Source organism: Sphingopyxis sp. Soil_C_28 (assembly GCF_057657055.1).
The window spans coordinates 14,837-30,066 of sequence record NZ_JBDGJE010000003.1 but is presented as its reverse complement, the minus strand read 5'-3'; the positions used below and the strand labels follow the sequence as shown (position 1 = coordinate 30,066).

General features: G+C 63.9%; 18 protein-coding genes. 5 read left to right on the top strand and 13 right to left on the bottom strand.

Going from position 1 to position 15,230, the window contains the following annotated elements:
• Positions 1–107 precede the first annotated feature (107 nt).
• From rpsO to AC3A43_RS13540, 5 genes are read right to left on the bottom strand one after another with little or no spacing between them, the layout of a single operon-like run.
• Complete coding sequence (gene rpsO, locus AC3A43_RS13560) at positions 108–377, bottom strand: 30S ribosomal protein S15 (RefSeq protein WP_487793082.1); 270 nt, start codon at positions 375–377, stop codon at positions 108–110.
• Positions 378–402: 25 nt separating this feature from the next.
• Positions 403–1,359 (bottom strand): tRNA pseudouridine(55) synthase TruB, encoded by a 957-nt coding sequence (gene truB / locus AC3A43_RS13555; RefSeq protein ID WP_487793081.1) that lies wholly within the window; start codon positions 1,357–1,359, stop codon positions 403–405.
• Positions 1,360–1,390: 31 nt separating this feature from the next.
• Entirely contained in the window at positions 1,391–1,810 is a 420-nt protein-coding gene (locus AC3A43_RS13550) for a DUF6491 family protein (RefSeq protein WP_487793080.1), read from the bottom strand.
• Between the two features lie 41 nt (positions 1,811–1,851).
• Complete coding sequence (locus AC3A43_RS13545; RefSeq protein ID WP_487793079.1) at positions 1,852–2,394, bottom strand: GNAT family N-acetyltransferase; 543 nt, start codon at positions 2,392–2,394, stop codon at positions 1,852–1,854.
• Entirely contained in the window at positions 2,387–2,989 is a 603-nt protein-coding gene (locus AC3A43_RS13540) for a thymidine kinase (protein WP_487793078.1), read from the bottom strand. Before AC3A43_RS13540 ends, AC3A43_RS13545 begins: the two co-directional genes overlap by 8 nt.
• 228 nt (positions 2,990–3,217) lie before the next feature.
• On the opposite strand from AC3A43_RS13540, the gene AC3A43_RS13535 reads away from it, so the two are divergent.
• Positions 3,218–4,636, top strand: coding sequence for a WS/DGAT/MGAT family O-acyltransferase (locus AC3A43_RS13535; protein ID WP_487793077.1), 1,419 nt, complete (start codon positions 3,218–3,220; stop codon positions 4,634–4,636).
• Positions 4,637–4,643: 7 nt separating this feature from the next.
• Here AC3A43_RS13535 and rbfA read toward each other — a convergent pair whose 3' ends face one another.
• The 7 genes from rbfA to chrA all read right to left on the bottom strand — a co-directional run bounded on the left by rbfA (position 4,644) and on the right by chrA (position 12,530).
• Positions 4,644–5,045 (bottom strand): 30S ribosome-binding factor RbfA, encoded by a 402-nt coding sequence (gene rbfA / locus AC3A43_RS13530; protein ID WP_487793076.1) that lies wholly within the window; start codon positions 5,043–5,045, stop codon positions 4,644–4,646.
• Positions 5,042–5,599: a DUF1697 domain-containing protein gene (locus tag AC3A43_RS13525; protein WP_487793075.1), complete on the bottom strand. Its 558-nt coding sequence runs from the start codon at positions 5,597–5,599 to the stop codon at positions 5,042–5,044. Before AC3A43_RS13525 ends, rbfA begins: the two co-directional genes overlap by 4 nt.
• 36 nt (positions 5,600–5,635) lie before the next feature.
• Positions 5,636–8,203: a translation initiation factor IF-2 gene (gene infB / locus AC3A43_RS13520; protein WP_487793074.1), complete on the bottom strand. Its 2,568-nt coding sequence runs from the start codon at positions 8,201–8,203 to the stop codon at positions 5,636–5,638.
• Positions 8,204–8,220: 17 nt separating this feature from the next.
• Entirely contained in the window at positions 8,221–8,991 is a 771-nt protein-coding gene (locus AC3A43_RS13515; protein ID WP_487793073.1) for a DUF448 domain-containing protein, read from the bottom strand.
• Entirely contained in the window at positions 8,972–10,633 is a 1,662-nt protein-coding gene (nusA, locus tag AC3A43_RS13510) for a transcription termination factor NusA (RefSeq protein WP_487793072.1), read from the bottom strand. Before nusA ends, AC3A43_RS13515 begins: the two co-directional genes overlap by 20 nt.
• Positions 10,633–11,178 (bottom strand): ribosome maturation protein RimP, encoded by a 546-nt coding sequence (gene rimP / locus AC3A43_RS13505; protein ID WP_487793763.1) that lies wholly within the window; start codon positions 11,176–11,178, stop codon positions 10,633–10,635. The genes nusA and rimP overlap by 1 nt, the downstream gene beginning before the upstream one ends.
• 170 nt (positions 11,179–11,348) lie before the next feature.
• Positions 11,349–12,530: a chromate efflux transporter gene (gene chrA, locus AC3A43_RS13500; protein ID WP_487793071.1), complete on the bottom strand. Its 1,182-nt coding sequence runs from the start codon at positions 12,528–12,530 to the stop codon at positions 11,349–11,351.
• Between the two features lie 179 nt (positions 12,531–12,709).
• On the opposite strand from chrA, the gene AC3A43_RS13495 reads away from it, so the two are divergent.
• The 4 genes from AC3A43_RS13495 to AC3A43_RS13480 all read left to right on the top strand — a co-directional run bounded on the left by AC3A43_RS13495 (position 12,710) and on the right by AC3A43_RS13480 (position 14,689).
• Positions 12,710–12,985, top strand: coding sequence for a metal/formaldehyde-sensitive transcriptional repressor (locus AC3A43_RS13495; protein WP_487793070.1), 276 nt, complete (start codon positions 12,710–12,712; stop codon positions 12,983–12,985).
• A gap of 11 nt (positions 12,986–12,996) precedes the next feature.
• Positions 12,997–13,926, top strand: a complete 930-nt coding sequence (dmeF, locus tag AC3A43_RS13490) for a CDF family Co(II)/Ni(II) efflux transporter DmeF (protein WP_487793069.1) — start codon at positions 12,997–12,999, stop codon at positions 13,924–13,926.
• Between the two features lie 257 nt (positions 13,927–14,183).
• Complete coding sequence (locus AC3A43_RS13485; protein ID WP_037514749.1) at positions 14,184–14,390, top strand: cold-shock protein; 207 nt, start codon at positions 14,184–14,186, stop codon at positions 14,388–14,390.
• A 95-nt stretch (positions 14,391–14,485) separates the two neighbouring features.
• A complete protein-coding gene (locus tag AC3A43_RS13480) occupies positions 14,486–14,689 on the top strand; it encodes a hypothetical protein (RefSeq protein ID WP_487793068.1) in 204 nt (67 codons plus the stop codon).
• Here AC3A43_RS13480 and AC3A43_RS13475 read toward each other — a convergent pair.
• Positions 14,686–15,189: a hypothetical protein gene (locus AC3A43_RS13475; RefSeq protein ID WP_487793067.1), complete on the bottom strand. Its 504-nt coding sequence runs from the start codon at positions 15,187–15,189 to the stop codon at positions 14,686–14,688. The genes AC3A43_RS13480 and AC3A43_RS13475 overlap by 4 nt on opposite strands.
• Positions 15,190–15,230 lie beyond the last annotated feature (41 nt).

The window sequence follows — 15,230 nt, the reverse complement described above, 5'->3', positions numbered from 1 at the left end:
CTGCCCCAATGGCGGTCCCGCCGGATGCGGGAGCGGCCCTGTGGTCCGGCAAATCGCGCGGGACCAATATGACAGCGGCCCCGGAAGTCCGGGGCCGCCAGAAATTCTTACTTACGAAGACCCAGCTTCGCGATGAGAGCCTGATAACGACCCTCGTCCTTCTTCTTCAGATAGTCGAGCAAGCTGCGACGCTTGTTGACCATCATCAAGAGGCCACGGCGGCTGTGATTGTCCTTGTGGTTCGCCTTAAAATGGTTGGTCAGCGTGTTGATGCGGTCGGTCAGAATTGCGACCTGCACTTCCGGCGAACCGGTATCGCCCTCTTGGCGCGCATTGTCCTTGATGACTTCGGTTTTGCGCTCGGCGGTAATCGACATATTCGTTTTTCCTCGAACATCTTGCTTAAAGATTGAAGCCGCGGACGACCTTCAGCGTTCCCGCCAAAGCCTCGATCAGGGCAACGGGACGCATTTCGCTGTCCCTTCCCCAATAGAGCCCGTCATCCGAAGCTACCCCGGTCCAGACACGACCCTGACGGATCGCCCCTGCCGCTTCCGGGGAAAGGTTCAGAGCCGGGATGTCGACCAGCCCTGCCTCGAGCGGCAGAATGAATTCTGATTGGGCGGCGCCTTGGCCGAATGCGTTCAATTTGTCCAGCGAAATCGCCTGTTCCAGATCGAACGGTCCGGCCCTGGTACGGCGGAGCATTATGACATGACCAACGGTTCCAACGGCTTGGGCGATGTCACGTGCGAGGCTGCGGATATAGGTTCCCTTGGAGACATGGGCGGTGAGGGTGATCGAGTCCATGCGCCCCTCGCCCACTTCGTCACCCTGGGCTTGATCCGGGGTCCACTCTTCGTCGGTCCGCATGGATGCCGGATCAAGTCCGGCATGACGAAGGGCGTAAATGGTTACACTCCGCGACTTCATCTCGACCGCTTCGCCCTTGCGCGCGAGGTCATAGGCACGCTGGCCGTCGATCTTGATCGCTGAAAAAGCGGGCGGGATTTGTTCGATCGGGCCAGTGAAGCGCGACAGCACCGCTTCGACCTCTGCCAGCGTCGGCCGCACATCGCTGGTCGCGACGACTTCACCCTCGGCATCGAGCCCGTCGGTTTGGGTTCCGAATTTCACCGTAAAATCGTAAATCTTGCTCGCATCGAGCATTCGGCCGCAGAGCTTCGTCGCCTCGCCGAGCGCGATCGGGAGCACTCCCGTCGCCAGCGGATCGAGCGTGCCGCCATGGCCGACCTTGACCTTGCCCAGCCCCGCCTCGCGGCACACGCGCTTTACCGCGCCGACGGCCTGCGTCGAGCCCAGGCCCAAGGGTTTGTCGAGGATGATCCAGCCGTTCATTCCGCGCCGCTATGGCGGCGAGAGGCGGCTGTCAATTTTGCGCGGCCTTTTCGGCTTCGCGGGCCGCCCTGCGCTCTTCCTTCGACGGCGGCGGGGCCGAGGTTACGAAGGACGAGAGCTGGCAGCGTTCGCCGCGCACGATAATCGACGAAAATTTGTCGAGCCGCCCGGCGCCGCGCGTTTCGAAGCCGATCGCCTGCGCGAAGTCGAGGTCGCGGCAAAGGCCGGCGAAGGTGCCGTAGTACCAGTCGTTGTCGCGGCCCTGAATCCAGATGCCGCGTTCGCGGTCGGCCTGCCAGTTGCGGATCGAGCTGTCGCTCGGAAACACGATGCTCGATTCGACGCCGCGCGCGCGCGCTTCCTTTGCAGACTCCGGAGCAGACTCGTTGGCCGCCGCGGCCGCAGAAAGGGGAAGCAGCACGGCGGCCAGGGAGAGTGCGAGATTCTTCATGGCGGATCGTGTAGCGAAGGCAGGCTGAACCGGGGCTGACCCTAGGATCGGCCCGCCCACTCGTCGGCGAGTAGCGACCAGAGGCCCGTGTCGCGGGTGTAGCCGGTCCAGGTGATGCGTTCCGATCGCAGTACGCCATCCTTGTTACAGCCGAGCTTTGCAACCGCGGCCTGACTGCGCTTGTTGCGCTCGTCGATGCGGAATTCGATGCGGCGGATGCCTACCGCGAAGGCGTGATCGAGCATCAGGCGCTTGACCCGGCCGTTGAAACCGGTGCCGCGCGCGGCCGGATGAATGAAGCTGTTGCCGATCTCGACGGTCTGCGCCGGCCAGTCGGGGCGCAGCCACGCAGTCATGCCGACGAGCGTGTCGCCGTCCATGATGGCGTAGGGCATGCGGCCGGCGCCGCCGACCAATACGTCGAAGCTCTTGTCGAAATGCTCGGGGCCGAAGCTCGACGAATAAATCGGCCAGACGTCGGCATCGGCAGCGCAGACGGCGCGCAGATCTTCGCGATGCGCCTCGGTCAGCTTGACGAGTTTGAGATCGCCGTCGGCGAGGTCAACATAGAGACGGTCAAGCATGGGTGAGTGCTTCCGCGGCTTCGCGCCGTTTCGCCATGAAGTGGCGCCGGCACATCGCGACATAGCGGTCGTTGCCGCCGATCTCGGTCTGTGCGCCCTCGACCACCGCGCGGCCGCTTTCGTCGACGCGCAGGTTCATCGTCGCCTTACGCCCGCATTCGCACACGGCTTTGAGTTCGACGAGCGCGTCGGCGATGCCGAGCAGCGCCGCCGATCCGGGGAAGAGCTCGGCCGAAAAATCGGTGCGAAGGCCATAGCAGAGCACGGGAATGCCGGTTTCGTCGGCGAGACGCGCGAGATCGAGCACCTGCGCCCGGGTCAGGAACTGCGCCTCGTCGACAAGCACACACGCTAGCGGCCGTTCGGCGTTCTCGGCGTTGACCGCGGCCCACAGATTGCTGTCGGGATCGAATTTATGCGCCTCGGCGATCAGCCCGATGCGGCTGGTCACCTGCCCCGCGCCATAACGATCGTCGAGCGCCGCGGTCCACAGCATCGTTTCCATTCCGCGCTCGCGATAGTTGAAATCCGCCTGGAGCAGCGTCGTCGATTTGCCCGCGTTCATGCTGGCATAGTAGAAATAGAGTTTGGCCATGGGGACGGCGATACCGCGTCAACAAGGGTTCGCCAATCCTCTCCAGTGCCCGCAATAAATAGGGACAGTCCCTATTTAACCGAAGCGATCGTTAACGGGCGCGCTGGGCCCTGCAATAAATAGGGACTGTCCCTATTTATTGCGCTCGCTGCCATTGCTTGACTCGCCCCTACCCCCCTCGCATGCTGCGCAACAAAAGATGCAGCAATTTGAGTGGGGAGAGCTGCCATGCGGCTGATGCCGGTGACCGACGCGATGTTCCTGGTCGCGGAAACGCGCGAGACGCCGATGCATGTCGGTGGGGTCAATCTTTATACCTTGCCCGACAAGGTCGACGAGACCGAGTGGCTGAACGAGCAGCTGGCGATGTTGCGCCAGTCCGAAGGGCTGCGGCGGCCGTTCAGCGAAGTGCTAAAGCTCACGCCGCTCGGCCAGTACGGGCCGATACGGCTCGAACCCGACCGCGACATCGACATGCACTACCATGTCCGCAGCGCCGCCTTGCCCAAGCCGGGCCGCTACCGCGAGATGTTCGAGCTTGTCTCGCGTCTGCACGGCACCTTGCTCGACCGGACGCGGCCGATGTGGGAAATCACGCTGATCTCAGGCCTGCCCGACCGGCAGATCGCGACCTATTTCAAGATCCACCATGCGCTGATGGATGGCGCATCGTCGATGCACTTCACCAATGCGATGCTCAGCGCCGACAAGACCGAACGGCGCAGCTATTCGCCGATGTCGGTCGAGGCCTATGAAGCCTATAAGCGTAAATTCCCGGCACCGAAGAAAACGCCGACCCCCAGCCTCACCGACCTGAAGGCGATCGGCGGCTTCCTGAAGGAGCAATGGGGCAACAGCGTCGGGGTAACCAAGGCGCTCAACCAATATGCCGCGGCGATGTTCGGGCTGGGCGGCAGCGATCTTGCGACCCCTTGGGGCGGATTGCCGCGCACCAGCTTCAACCGCAACATCACCGGCGCGCGGCGCTTCGTCGCGCAAAGCTGGTCGCTCGAACGCGTGCGGGCGATGGGCAAAGCCTATGACGGCACGATCAACGACGCGGTGCTCGCGATGTGTTCGGGGGCGATGCGCAAATATCTGCAGTCGCTGAACGAGCTGCCCGACAAGCCGCTGAAAGCGATGGCACCGGTGTCGATCCGGGCGAAGGACGATATCGATTCGGGCAATTCGGTCGCGGCGGTGACCGCAAACCTCGCGACGCATATCGACGATCCCGCGCTGCGCATGGCGACGATTCAGGCATCGATGAACGCCGCGAAGGCGCAGCTGCGCGAAATGACCGCGCAGCAAATCCAGATTTATACCGCGATCACGCAGATGCCGCAGATGCTGACCGCGCTGACCCGCACCGCCGACAAATTCCCGGCGTATAGCGTCACCATCTCGAACGTCCCCGGCCCGCGCGAGCAGCTTTACTGGAATGGCGCGCGGCTCGACGGCATGTACCCCGCGAGCATCCCGGTCGACGGCATGGCGATGAACATCACGCAGGTGTCGAACAACAAGAATATCGATTTCGGGATTACGGCGTGCCGGCGCAGCGTGCCGCATGTCCAGCGGCTGATCGACTATCTGGAGGATGCGCTGGTCGAGCTGGAGGAAGCGGCGGGGATCGGGGGGAAGTAGGGCCGGATCAGGGTTCGCCCTCGCCGCTCTCTAAATCCCGAGCGACCTTCGGGTCGCGCAGCAATTTGTCGATATGGCTCGCCTCATCGAAGCTTTCGTCCGACAGGAACTTCAGCTTCGCGGCATATTTCAATGTCATCTTTCCAGCGACGCTCTTTTGCAGCCAGGCGGTGTTGGTGCGCAGCGCCTTCAGCACCGCCTCCTCTTCCTTGCCGAGCAGCGACTTCACGAACACCGTCGCGTGGCGCAGGTCCGACGACATGCGGACTTCGGTGACGCTCACCGGATGCTTCGCCAGCAAATCGTCGTGCACGTCCCCGCGCGCGAGGATATCCGACAGGATATGGCGCACCTGTTCGCCAACGCGCAGCGCACGGACCGTCGGGCCCTTGTCCTTTTCGGTTTTCATGGCTCCGCTTTCTCCAACTGGTCGAGCTTGTCGATAATCCGGGCGATCGAGCGCATGTTGCGCGCGGTGCCCTTGTGTTCCAGGCGGCGTTCGATCATCCGCGCGGTCAATTTGCTGTCGCCGACACCGTCGCCATAATCGATAAAAAGCGCCCGGTCGCCCAGCGCGACGCGCTCGTTCGGCTTGATCCATTTGTCGCTGGCCAAAGCCTCGAACTGTTCCGCGGTCGGCTGCCCGTCGAGGAACATGGTGTGGACGAACTTGTCCTCGTTGGTGCTCGCAAAAGGATTGTCGGCGATCGCCGCGGCCAACTCGTCACGGCTTCGCACCAACGCGGCACAGCTCATGTCGAACCGGTCGTCGACCATCAGCGTCAGCTTCTCCTCCAGCCCGCGCGTTGGCCGCGCGGGGTGCGAGAAGATGACATTACCGCTGGCAACGACGGTTTCGACGTCGCTGAATCCCTCAGCCTCGAACGCCGCGCGCAGATCGACCATCTTCAGTCGGTTGCCACCTACGTTGATGCTGCCGAACAATGCCACATAGCGAGCCATGCCGGCGCCTCCTGATCCGCGCGGAGCGGACGCTTTTTACAGCGTCCGTTCGCGCAGTTCGACTTCGAAGACTTCGAGGTGGTCGCCCGCCTTGATGTCGTTGGTGTCGGCGAGGACCACACCGCATTCGAGACCGGCGCGCACTTCGGCGACGTCGTCCTTGAAGCGGCGGAGCGACGAGATCGTCGTTGCCGAAACGATGACGTCGGCGCGCGTGAGACGGGCGTGCAGCCCCTTGCGGATCGAGCCTTCGAGTACGAGCAGACCAGCGGCCTTGTCGCGCTTGCCGGCGGGGAAGACGTCCTTGACTTCGGCGCGGCCGACGACGGTTTCGACGCGTTCCGGACCCAACTCGCCCGCCATCTCTTTCCGGATTTCGTCGGTCAGGTGATAGATGACGTCATAATACATGAACCGGACGTTTTCGCGCTTCGCGATGTCGCGCGCCTTGGAGTTCGGGCGGACGTTGAAGCCGATGATCGGCGCCTTCGTCGCCGCCGCCAGCGTCACGTCGCTCTCGGTGATCGCGCCGGCGCCCGACTGGAGCACACGGACGCGGATCTCGTCGGTTGACAGCTTGTTCAGCGCATTGACGATCGCTTCGACCGATCCCTGCACATCGCCCTTGATGATCACCGGGAACTGGATGACGTTCGTCTTGTCGGCGAGCGCCTCGAACATGCCTTCCAGGCTAACCGGCGCTTGAACGGTGCGCTTGCGCGTTGCCTGTTCCTGACGATAGGTCGCGACTTCGCGAGCGCGGGCTTCATTCTCGACGACGGTGAGCGTGTCGCCCGCCATCGGAACGCCGCCAAGGCCCAGCACTTCGACCGGCATCGACGGAGTCGCCGATTTAATCTGCTTGCCCTGATCGTCGATGAGCGCACGGACACGGCCGCTTTCGGCGCCGCAGACGAAGATGTCGCCGACTTTCAGCGTCCCGCGGCGAACGAGGATCGTCGCCACCGGACCGCGGCCCTTGTCCAGCTTCGCCTCGACCACCGTGCCTTCGGCGGCGCGATCGGGGTTGGCTTTCAGCTCCATGATTTCGGCCTGCACCGCAATAGCTTCGAGCAGCTTGTCGAGACCGGTCTTCTTGAGCGCCGACACTTCGACATTCTGGACGTCGCCGCCCATTTCCTCGACCACCAGCTCATGTTCGAGCAGGCGTTCGCGGACGCGCTGCGGATTGGCGCCTTCCTTGTCGACCTTGTTGATCGCAACGATGATCGGCACGCCGGCCGCCTTCGCATGCTTGATCGCCTCGATCGACTGCGGCTTCAGCCCATCGTCGGCCGCGACCACCAGGATAACGATGTCGGTGACATTGGCACCGCGCTGACGCATCTCGGTAAAGGCTTCGTGGCCCGGGGTGTCGAGGAAGGTGACGAGCGAGCCGTCGGGGGTTTTTACCTGATAGGCACCGATATGCTGCGTAATGCCGCCGGCTTCGCCCGCCTGCACATTCGCACCGCGCAGCGCGTCGAGAAGCGACGTCTTGCCGTGATCGACGTGACCCATGATCGTGACGACCGGGGCACGCGGTTTCAGATGTTCGGCATCGTCGACATCTTCATCATGACGGATGTCGATATCGCCTTCGCTGACGCGGATGATCTCGTGCCCGAACTCGGTGACGAGCAATTCGGCGGTGTCCTGATCGATCGTGTCGGTGCTGGCCGACGGGACGCCCATCTTGAACAGTGCCTTGACCAGATCGCTGGTCTTTTCGGCCATGCGGTTGGCGAGATCCTGAACCGTGATGCTTTCGGGCACGACGACTTCGCGGATCTGCTTCTCACGCGGACCCGACGATGCGGTGTGCGAACGCTTTTCCTTTTCGCGGGCGCGCTTCAGCGCTGCGAGGCTGCGCGCACGCGCGCCTTCGTCTTCGTTCAGCGCACGCGTGACGGTCAGCTTGCCCGACTGGCGGCGGCTATCGCCGCCACGGGTTGCCTTCGGCTCGGGACGCTTGGGTTCGGGGCGCTGCGGAGCCGCGACCGGAGTGAAGCGGCGCGGTGCGGGAGCGGCACTGGTCGTCGCGCGCGGCGCCGGCGTGGGCGCGGCTGCGCTCTGTGGCGCAGCGGCGGCAGGCGCTTCGGCGGCAGGTGCAGCAGCCGCAGCGGGCGCTTCGACGGCGGCCGGGGCAGCCGGTTCGGCGGCCTTGGGGGTCGCCTGTTCGACCTTGGCTTCGGCCCGCGCCTTTTCTTCCTCGACGGCGCGCTGGCGCGCAGCCTCGTCGCGGCGGCGATTGTCCTCAAGCGCATTCATGCGCGACTCTTCGGCCTCGCGCAGCAGCTGTGCCTGGCGTTCCTGACGCGACATCAGGCTGTCGTTCTCGCTGACGCGGGGCGCGGCCGGCTTCGGAGCGGGCGCAGGTGCCGGAGCGGCGACCGGAGCGGGCGCCGGAGCGGCCTCGACCTCTTCGACCTCGACCGGCGCGGTTTCGCCCGGACGACCGAGCACGCGGCGCCGCTTCACCTCGACCACCACCGTATTCCGGCGTCCGTGGCTGAATTGCTGCTGCACCTGCCCGGCCTCGACCGTCCGCTTCAGCCCCAGGGGCTTGCGGGTAAGGGTCGGTTTGTCCTGTTCGTCACTCATCGAAACTTATCATTCCTTCAAAACGCGTCCGAAGCGGCGTCGCTGGTCGGCAACGCCCCCATTTTTTCCTCGCCAGAAACGGGCGCGGCATGCGGGTCGGAATCGCGGTTGGCCGCGTCCCTACTCCATCCTGTGAAAAACTGCCAGCGGCTCAAATGCGCCAGCACCCGGTTTGCGGCGCGGGCGTCAATAATCGCCAGATGCACCGCATTCTCTCGCCCCAATGCCATAGATAGGGTGCTTCGGTCCACCGGCAAGACTTTGCCTTCGCGGCCCGATCCTTCGGCGTCCTCGCCGACGCGCCACGCCTGCGCCAATTTCTTGCGCCCATCCTCGCCCGCATCATTGGCATGGAGGAGCAAACGAACCTGGCCTTTGCGCGCCGCGGTTTCGATCTTTTCATTGCCGCTGAGCAGACTGCCCGACCGCGACTCCAGCCCCAGCCGGTCGAGCGTCGCACGCTCCAGCTGCGCCTCGATGCGCGCGCCAAGGTCGTCGGGGATGGTGAAATTGCTGTCCTGAAGCGCGCGCGCAAGGCCGCCCTTGAGCTTACCCTTTGCCTGCGCGGCTTCGAGGGTAGCGCGATCGACACCGATCCACGCCCCGCGCCCGGGCGCCTTGCCGTGAACGTCGGGCGCGATTGTGCCGTCGGGCCCGAGCGCAAGGCGCACGAGCCGTTCGGCCGGCGCAACCTCGCCGGTAATTACGCAGCGCCGCTCGGGCACATGCTGGCCGCGCCGTCCAGCGCGGTCTGGTTCGCTCAGCTGATCATTGTGCGGGGTCCGCATCGGCGGCCTCCCCGGTTTGCGGCTCTGCCGCGGGCCCAGCTTCAGGCGCAACTTCTGCCGGTTCGCTCGACTCTTCATCGTCGAACCAGTGGGCGCGCGCCGCCATGATGATCTCGTTGCCCTGTTCTTCGCTCAGTCCATATTCGCCCAGCACGCCGCCCTTGTCCTCGGCGCGTTCGCTGCGCGGCGGGCCGCGGCGGTTGTCGGTGCGCTTCTTGGCGATCAGCTCGTCGGTCGCGAGATCGGCGAGGTCGTCGAGCGTCTTGATCCCGGCCTTGCCGAGGATCACGAGCATCGCTTCGGTCAGGTGCGGGATTTCCGCCAGAGCGTCTTCGACGCCGAGTTCGCGGCGCTGCACGCGCGAGGCTTCCTCGCGGCGCTCGAGACCTTCGAGCGCGCGGCTCTGCAGTTCCTGCGCCAGTTCCTCGTCGAACCCTTCGATCCCGGCGAGTTCTTCGATGCCGACATAGCCGACTTCTTCGAGTTCGCTGAAGCCCTCGGCGACGAGCAGCTGCGCAAGCGTTTCGTCGACGTCGAGTTCTTCCTGGAACATCGACGAGCGTTCGACGAATTCGCGCTGGCGCTTTTCGCTGGCGTCGGCTTCGGTCATGATGTCGATCTGGCTGCCGGTCAGCTGGCTCGCGAGACGGACATTCTGGCCGCGGCGACCGATGGCGAGCGACAGCTGATCGTCGGGAACGACGACTTCGATGCGGCTGTCATCCTCGTCGATCACGACGCGCTGGACCGTTGCGGGCTGGAGCGCGTTGACGACGAAGGTCGCCGTATCTTCGGACCAGGGAATGATGTCGATCTTTTCGCCCTGCATTTCCTGGACGACCGCCTGAACGCGGCTGCCCTTCATGCCGACGCAGGCGCCGACGGGGTCGATGCTGCTGTCGTAGCTGATCACGCCGATCTTGGCGCGCGAGCCCGGGTCGCGGGCGGCGGCCTTGATCTCGATGATGCCGTCGTAGATTTCGGGCACTTCCTGCGCGAACAGCTTCTTCATGAAGTCGGGGTGCGCACGGCTGAGGAAAATCTGCGGGCCGCGATTTTCGCGGCGCACCGACAGGATCAGTGCGCGGACGCGGTCACCGACGCGCATCAATTCGCGCGGAATCTGCTGGTCGCGGCGGATCACGCCCTCGGCGCGGCCAAGGTTCACAACGATGTGGCCGAATTCGACCGACTTCACGACCCCGGTGATCAGCTCGTTGCCGCGATCCTTGAACTCTTCGAACTGGCGCTCGCGATCGGCTTCGCGGACCTTTTGAAAGATCACCTGCTTCGCCGACTGGGCGTCGATGCGGCCGAGGTCGACCGCGGGCAGCGGATCGACGATGAAGTCGCCGAGCTGGGCGTCCTTCTGCAGCTTCTGACCGGCAGTCAGATCGACCTGCTTGAAATAATCCTCGACGGTTTCGACGACTTCGACGACGCGCCACAGGCGAAGATCGCCGGTCTGGACGTCCAATTTCGCACGAATGTCGTTCTCGGCGCCATAGCGGGCGCGCGCGGCGCGCTGGATCGCTTCTTCAATGGCCTCGATAACGATGCCCTTGTCGATCATCTTCTCGCTGGCGACGCTGTTGGCAATCGCCAGCAGTTCGGCGCGGTTGGCGGAAATGGCAGTGGCCATCAGTCCTGTCCTTCTTCTTCCATTTCGTCGGCGCCTTCGGCTGAAAGCGGGACGGTTGCGGCAATCAATTTGTCGGTGAGAACCAGTTTCGCCGTGTCGATCGCATCGAACGGCAGCTTGTGCTCCACACCCTCTTTATCCGAAATCATAATGACATCGCCCTCGATGCCGATCAGCTCGCCGTTAAAGCGCTGACGACCGTCGCGCTTTTCCTTGAGCGCGATCTTCGCCTCGTGCCCCGCCCAGTCGGCGAAGTCGGTCGGGCGCGTCAGCGGTCGGTCGATGCCCGGCGACGACACTTCCAGCCGATACGCCTGGTCGATCGGGTCCTTGCCCGCTTCCTCGAGCGCGTCGAGCTGCTCCGAGATGCGGCGCGACAGATTGGCGCAATCGTCGATCGTCAGCTGGCGTGTGTCAGGGCGCTCGGCCATCACCTGCAGCGTCGGATCGCTCTCGCCGCCAAAGAAGGCGACGCGCACGAGCGCGAGGCCCAAAGCCTCCGCTTCAGGCGCGATGATCGCATTTAGGACGTCGAGATCGGCCAAAGAAATTTCCCGTTTCGGATGACAGGAAAGCATGTGGGTACAGCCGCCGCGGCCCGCGGCCCCGACGTCCCAACTGGCTAACCATGTCAAGAAGTAGGCGGCATATAGGCTTTGGCAGGTGAGTCGGCAAGGGGGAATGCTGGCCCCGCGCGCTTTATGGCCAGCGCTCTTTATGGATTGAGCAGCCATCCCGCGATGCCGGCGCCGATCACCAGCGCGGGGGCGACCCATTTCCCTTTGAGAAGCATGACCACTGCGATCGCGCCGCCAAAGATCAGCGCACCAGCGATCGGGTTCGAAACGCGCAGCGCCGTGGCCCAACCGAGTTGCAACAAAGTCGCGGCGATCACCCCGACGACCGCCGCAGCCACGCCGGCAAGGACGCGGTGCAGCGCGGGATTCTCGACTACCGCTTCCAGCCGCTCGAAGAAGATCATTGAAAAGGCGAAAGCCGGGAGGAACATGCCGACCGTGATCGCCACCGCGCCCGGAAGCCCCCCGGCGACATAGCCTGCGAAGGTCGCGAAGATCACGAGCGGCGCAGGCAGCATCCCCGCCAGCGCGACCCCGTCGAGGAAGGTCGCGTCGGACAGCCAGCCGCGCCCGACAGTGTCGGTACGCACATATGGGATGGCGGTATAAGCACCGCCAAAGGTCAGGAGCCCGCCCTTCAGCCCGGCGATGAACAGGGTAACGATGCCTGCTTCGCTGGTGGCAACCCTCACATTTTCTGAGGGTACAGCGCCCGATATGAGAAAGGCCAGCGCGACCGCGACAGCAAACACCGACGCCGCCACGACCGGCCGCGCGGCAAAGCTATAGATCAGCCCCGCCGCGATCAGCGGGATCCAGAACGGCACGCCCGCCAGCGTCGCGCCGAGCGACACCGCGGCGAGCGACCACAACAGCCGGTCTTCGAGGATGTGCGCCCCGATCCGCTGCACCGCACGCAGGATGATCACGAGTACGGCGATCTGCACACCCAGGAAAACCGTCGCCATCGCAGGATGGCCGACGATCCAGTCTTTATAGAGCCAGGCCGCGGCGAGCATCAGCACAAAACCCGGCAGCATGAAGCCGAGCCCCGCGAGCAGCCCGCCCATCCGCCCGCGCGCGACCATGCCAAGATGGACGCACAATTCATGCGCCTCCGGCCCCGGCAAGATCTGCATCACCGCGAGCAGCCGGTTGAAGCGCGCGGGCGATATCCAGCGATCTTCTTCGACGAGCGCCTGCTTCACCATCGCAATCTGCGCGACCGGCCCGCCGAAGGCGAAGAAACCGAAGCGGAGGAACCGCAGGAAAAGCTGGAAAAGCGAAAGGGGTGGCGGCGAAGGTTCAAGGGTGGTCATGGCAAGCGCGCTCCTTGCCGCAAATGCGGCGTGTGGAGCGGATCTTGGACGGCAAGCCGTCTGGACGGGCGTCCGCGTTGCCCGTGCCGCGACAAATAGCACGGCAAACGCTCAAGGGAAGATAGTTTGCCTTTCTCATCGATTGCTCCAGCTACCATTATAGTATAGGGGGGTACCCTATGGACCACACGTTGAAGAATAAGGAGCAACTCCTCGCCCGCGTCCGGCGCATCGCCGGGCAAGTCGGCGCGATCGAACGCGCGATTGCCGGGGAAGCCGGATGCGCGGCGATCCTGCATCAGGTGGCGGGGGTGCGCGGCGCGGTGCTGGGGCTGATGAACGAACTGGTCGAAGATCATATGCGCGAGCATGTCATCGCCCCCGCCCTCTCCGACACCGAGCGCGCCGCGGGTGCCGACGAACTCCTCGCCGCGATCCGCCGTTACGCAAAATAAGGGCAGTATTCATGTCGTTCGATACCGAAATCGATACGCTGACCCACGACCATGTCTTCTTGGGCAAGCGGCACGACGAGAATGCGCGGCGCACCTTGTGGGTCGTCGCGCTGACCGCGGTGATGATGGTCGGCGAGATTGCCGCGGGGATCGCGTTCAATTCGATGGCCCTTCTCGCCGACGGCTTTCACATGGCGACGCATGCGGGCGCGCTCGGCATCGCGGCGATCGCTTATGCCTATGCGAAGCGCCATGCCCATGGGCGCCGATATAGTTTTGGCACCGGCAAGGTCGGCGATCTTGCGGGTTTCGCCTCGGCACTCGTGCTCGGGCTTTTCGCACTCGGCATCGCCTATGAATCGCTGACGCGGCTATTCGACCCAAGCCCCGTCGCCTTTGCCGAGGCGACGATCATCGCAGTGATCGGGCTGGGGGTGAATATCGCGAGCGCGCTGCTCCTCGGCCATGGGCATAGCCATGACCATGGCCATGACCATCATGGCCACACGCACGATCACGACCATGATCACCCACCGGAAAAGGACAACAACCTCCGCTCGGCCTATCTGCATGTCGTCGCCGATGCGCTGACCTCGGTGCTCGCAATCGCGGCGTTGCTCGGCGGGCGCTATCTCGGCTGGGTGTGGCTCGACCCCGCGATGGGTGTCGTCGGGTCGATCGTCATCGCGGTCTGGGCGTGGTCGCTGATGCGCGATACCGGGGCGGTGCTGCTTGACGCCACCGACGCCGCGCTTGAAACCGAAATCCGCACCCGCGTCGAGGAACCGGGCGATGCAAGGATCATCGACCTGCACGTCTGGCGCGTCGGCCCCGCCGCGCATTCGGCGATCATCAGCGTCGTCGGCGCAACGCGCGAAGCGATCTGCGCCCGGGTCAAACCCGTGCATGGGATCGAACATCTGACGGTCGAGATACGCTGAGTCCGCTTTGTGCCAGGATCGATCGCCATCCGGCGCGATACGGCAATTCGGCCCGATTATTTCCCCAGCAAACGTGCGAGAATTACGGATATTCCCAGAAACCTTGACTTTTCGGCAAATTTATTCCAATATTCTCCGGCTAACGTCGCCTGCGACGGAAATTTGATGCCTACCGGCGGATACTTCCCTTCACGCGCTACCAGCTCCTCCGGTGCTTTTGCCGGTTGATTATCTGTTTTCGTGAAAGGAAACACCCCATGCCCATCGGCACCGTAAAATTCTTCAACAGCGACAAAGGCTATGGTTTCATTGCCAATGAAGATGGCTCGGGCGACAGCTTCGTCCACATCAGCGCTGTCGAGCGCGCCGGAATGGCGACGCTGAACAAGGAACAGCGCGTTTCTTACGAGCTGGAAACCGACCAGCGCGGCAAGACGTCGGCTGTCAACCTCCAGCCTGCATAAGTGATATCCGGCCTGGCGTCTTTCGGGGCGCCGGGCCGGACCATCCGCCGATCCATTCGGCACATAGGCTCGTGCAGCTACCAAGGGAGCTTCCTATGGATATGAACGAGCTTTTCTACCGGCACCAGATGGCCCTGATGGCTGTCACCCGCCGACGCGGCGCCAGCGCGCGCCATGCCGATTTCGACCTTTCGGGTCATTATGCCGACCGCATCGACGCCTATCGCGCGCGCCGCGGCATGAGCAGATATTTTCCCAAAGCGGCCCGCTCCGAAACGGCACCGGTCATCGGCGCCTAACCCACCCGTTCGACCTCGATGTGCGGCCAGCGCGCCGCCAGCCGCTCCGCCCAACTGTCATAAGGCCATGGGATCACCTCCTGGTCGAACCAGAAGAGACGGCTCCCTTCCAGATCATAGAGATGCACCGCGTCGTCGCTTTCGTCCTCCCGGACGATGCGGACCTTCCCGATCTGCGTGGGATGGATGCGCCCTTCGTCGCCTCCACTCGTACCGATGCGGCCCTGCCACCACACAAGTTCGCCCGTCGCGGGGTCGATCAAGCTGCCGCGGTTCGGGTTGGCGAGCATGTTGAGCCCCGCCCCGAGCGCGACGAGCGCCCCGAGACCCTGCGCCAGCGGCACCAGCCACGGCGCGCATTCGCTGCGATCCTCGCTGCAGTTGTCGGCGGGGTCGATCGTCGACCCGGCCCAGAGGAAAAACAGACCGAAAGCGAGCAACAGCCACATCCGGTAATCGGTGCGCGCGCTGCGCCGATAGGGGGGGATGGCGTCGGTCATCGCGCATAATCCTAAGCCCCTGTTCCAAATTTTTGGATAAC